Origin of the sequence: Streptomyces javensis, from assembly GCF_039525925.1 — a bacterium.
Taxonomy (GTDB): domain Bacteria; phylum Actinomycetota; class Actinomycetes; order Streptomycetales; family Streptomycetaceae; genus Streptomyces; species Streptomyces asiaticus.
In genome coordinates, this window is the sequence record NZ_BAAAIF010000206.1 from 1 (window position 1) to 3,347 (window position 3,347).

Consider the following 3,347-nt stretch of genomic DNA (forward strand, 5'->3'; position numbering starts at 1 on the left):
AGAAACCCTCGAAACCACCAACACCCCCCACACCACCATCACCGGCACCCTCCGCCGCGACGACGACACCCCCACCCGCTTCCTCACCCACCTCGCCCACCTCACCACCCACGGCCACACCCCCCACTGGACCACCCTCTACACCACCACCAACCCCCACCCCACCCCCCTCCCCACCTACCCCTTCCAACACCAGCACTACTGGCTCACGCCGTCCGAGGTGCCGGAGGCGGTGGCCGACGGGGTGTTCTGGGACGCCGTGGAGCGGGGCGACCTGTCGTCCCTCGCCGATTCGCTCGGCGTCGAGGAGGAGGCACTGGAGCCCGTTCTGCCGGGGCTGACGTCGTGGCGGCGGCGCAACCAGGACCAGTCCACCGTGGACAGCTGGTCGTACCGCATCGCCTGGGATCCGGTGGCGACCGGGGAGCCGCCGATACTGCCGGGAACGTGGCTGGTGGTCGCCCCGTCACAGGCGGACGACGCCGCGGTGACGGGTGTGGTCGCCGCACTGGCCGAGCACGGCGCCGACCCCGTGGTGGTCGAGGTGGACACCGTGGAGCGGGCGGAGCTGACCGCGCGCCTGCGGGAGCGGATGTCCGACGACTCCGCTGACGACTACGCCGGCGTGGTGTCCCTGCTGGCATGGGACGAGCGGATCTGCGAGCCCGGCACCCTCTCCCGGGGCGTGGCGGCCACCGTGGCGCTGATGCAGGCCGTGGAGGAGATCGGGCTCGCCGCTCCCCTGTGGTGCGTGACCCGTGGCGCGGTGGCCGTGCGCGAGCTGTCCGAGGTGACCAGCGAGTTCCAGCCGCTGGTCTGGGGGATGGGCGTGGTGCAGGGGCTGGATCAGCCGTCCACCTGGGGCGGGATCGTCGATCTGCCGCAGGCGCCCGACGGGCCCGCCCTCGCGCGGCTATGCGCGGTCCTCGCCGGAGTGGACGCGGAGGACCAGGTGGCGGTGCGTGCGTCGGGGGTGTTCGCCCGGCGGATGCGGCGCGAACCGGTGACCTCGGCACCGGTGTGGCAGCCACGGGACACGGTGCTGATCACTGGCGGCACCGGGGGGCTCGGTTCATACGTGGCCCGTTGGGCCGCGGGCCACGGCGCCCGGCATGTGGTGCTGCTCAGCCGCCAGGGTGCGCAGGCGCCGGGCGCGGCGGAGCTGGAGGACGAGCTGATCGCACTGGGCGCGGACGTGACCATCGCGGCCTGCGATGTGACCGACCGGGAGCAGCTCGCCGCCGTACTGGCGGAGCTCCCGGACGGCGCGCCGCTGTCGGCCGTGGTCCATGCCGCGGGGCTGGCACTGCCGGAGAAGCCGCTCTCGAAGATGACGCTCGCCGAGTTCGCCGATATCGGCCGGGCGAAGATCGCCGGGGCGCGCCACCTCGACGACCTGCTGTGGGAACGGGAGTTGGACGCCTTCGTCCTCTTCTCGTCCGGTGCGGCGGCCTGGGGCAGTGGCGGCCAGAGCGCCTACGCGGCCGCCAATGCCTACCTCGACGCGCTGGCGCGGCGCCGCCGCGCCCGGGGGCTGGCGGCCACGTCGGTGGCCTGGGGCGCCTGGGGCGGCGGGCTCGGCACCATCGACGAGATGATGGGCGCGCAGTGGCGTCGTACGGGTCTGATGACCATGGATCCGCGGCTGGCAGCGCTGGCGATGGCACACACGGTGGGCAGCGGCACCGCTCATGGCGTGGTGGCCGACATCGACTGGGAACGGTTCGCCCCCGGCTACACCATGGCCCGGTTCCGTCCGCTGCTGCGGGGTCTGCCCGACGTCATCGACCTGCTGACCGAGGACGCGCCCGAGGACGGCACGGGACAGTCGGAGCTGGTCGCACGGCTGGCCGGGCTGAGCCCCGAGGACCAGGAGCGGCTGCTCACCGAGTTGGTGCAGGCGGAGGCCGCGGCCGTGCTCGGACACGCGAGCGCCGACGCCACCGGGGACCGTCCGTTCAGCGAGATCGGGTTCGACTCGCTGACGGCGGTGGAACTGCGCAACCGCCTCAACGCCGCCACGGGGCTGCGGCTCCCCGCCACGATGGTGTTCGACCATCCGCGGCCCAGTGTGCTGGCCCGTCGTATCCGCACCGAACTCGGCCAGACCGATATCTCGTCCATCTCGTCGGTGGACTCGGTACTGGCCGAGCTGGAACGGCTGGAGGCCAGTCTGGTGGCGCTGCCGAAGGAGAAGATCGAACGCGCCCGGCTCACCTCACGGTTGCAGCGGATGACCACCAAGGTCGCCGAGATCGAGGCGGTCGGCGTGAACGGCGACAGCGTCACCGAACGACTCGACACGGCGAGCGCCGACGATGTGTTCGCCTTCATCGACCAGGAGTTCGGCGTGGACTGATTCCCCCTCTCGTCTCCGCTCACCGATTTCACCCACGAGGCTCTTGACGAGGTCCAGATGGCGAATGACGAAAAGCTCCTCAACTACCTCAAGCGGGTTACCGCCGATCTGCACCAGACGCGGGAGCGGTTGCGCAAGGCCGAGACGGCGACGGAGGAGCCGATCGCCATCGTCGGCATGGGCTGCCGCTTCCCGGGCGGTGTGACCACCCCGGACGGGCTGTGGGATCTGGTGGCCGACGGCCGGGACGCGATCGGCGGCTTCCCGGAGGATCGTGGCTGGGACCTGGAGAACCTCTTCGACGCCGACCCGGACGCCAGCGGCACCTCCTATGTGCACGAGGGCGGTTTCCTCGCCGACGCGGCGGAATTCGACGCCGAGTTCTTCGGCATCTCCCCCCGGGAGGCGCTGGCCACCGACCCCCAGCAGCGGCTGCTGCTGGAGACCGCGTGGGAGACCTTGGAGAACGCGGGAATCGACCCGAGTTCGCTGGCGGACAGCGACGTCGGCGTGTTCACCGGCGTGGCCAACGGCGACTACGCGCTGACCGTGGACCAGGTGCCGGACGGATTCGAGGGGTATCTGGGGATCGGTGGCGCGGGCAGCATCGCGTCCGGCCGTATCTCGTACTCGCTCGGTCTGCTCGGCCCGGCGGTCAGCCTGGACACCGGCTGCTCCTCGTCACTCGTGGCGATGCACCTGGCCAGCTATGCGCTCCGGTCCGGGGAGTGCTCGATGGCGCTCGCCGGTGGGGTGATGGTGATGGCCACCCCCGGTGGCTTCGTCGGGTTCTCCCGGCAGCGGGGGCTGGCGCGCGATGGGCGCTGCAAGTCCTTCGGCGAGGGGGCGGATGGCACCAACTGGTCCGAGGGCGTCGGCCTTGTGCTGCTCGAACGGCTCTCGGACGCCCGCCGCAACGGGCATCAGGTGCTGGCCGTCGTCCGTGGCACCGCCGTCAACCAGGACGGGGCCAGCAACGGCCTCACCG

2 protein-coding genes are annotated in these 3,347 nt (G+C 71.6%); both read left to right on the plus strand.

Features of this window, described 5'->3' with window-relative positions; translation table 11 throughout:
* A partial coding sequence (locus ABD329_RS47555; protein ID WP_344318237.1) for an SDR family NAD(P)-dependent oxidoreductase occupies nucleotides 1-2,359 on the plus strand: 2,359 nt, incomplete at its 5' end.
* Nucleotides 2,360-2,416: 57 nt separating this feature from the next.
* A partial coding sequence (locus ABD329_RS47560; protein ID WP_344318239.1) for a beta-ketoacyl synthase N-terminal-like domain-containing protein occupies nucleotides 2,417-3,347 on the plus strand: 931 nt, incomplete at its 3' end.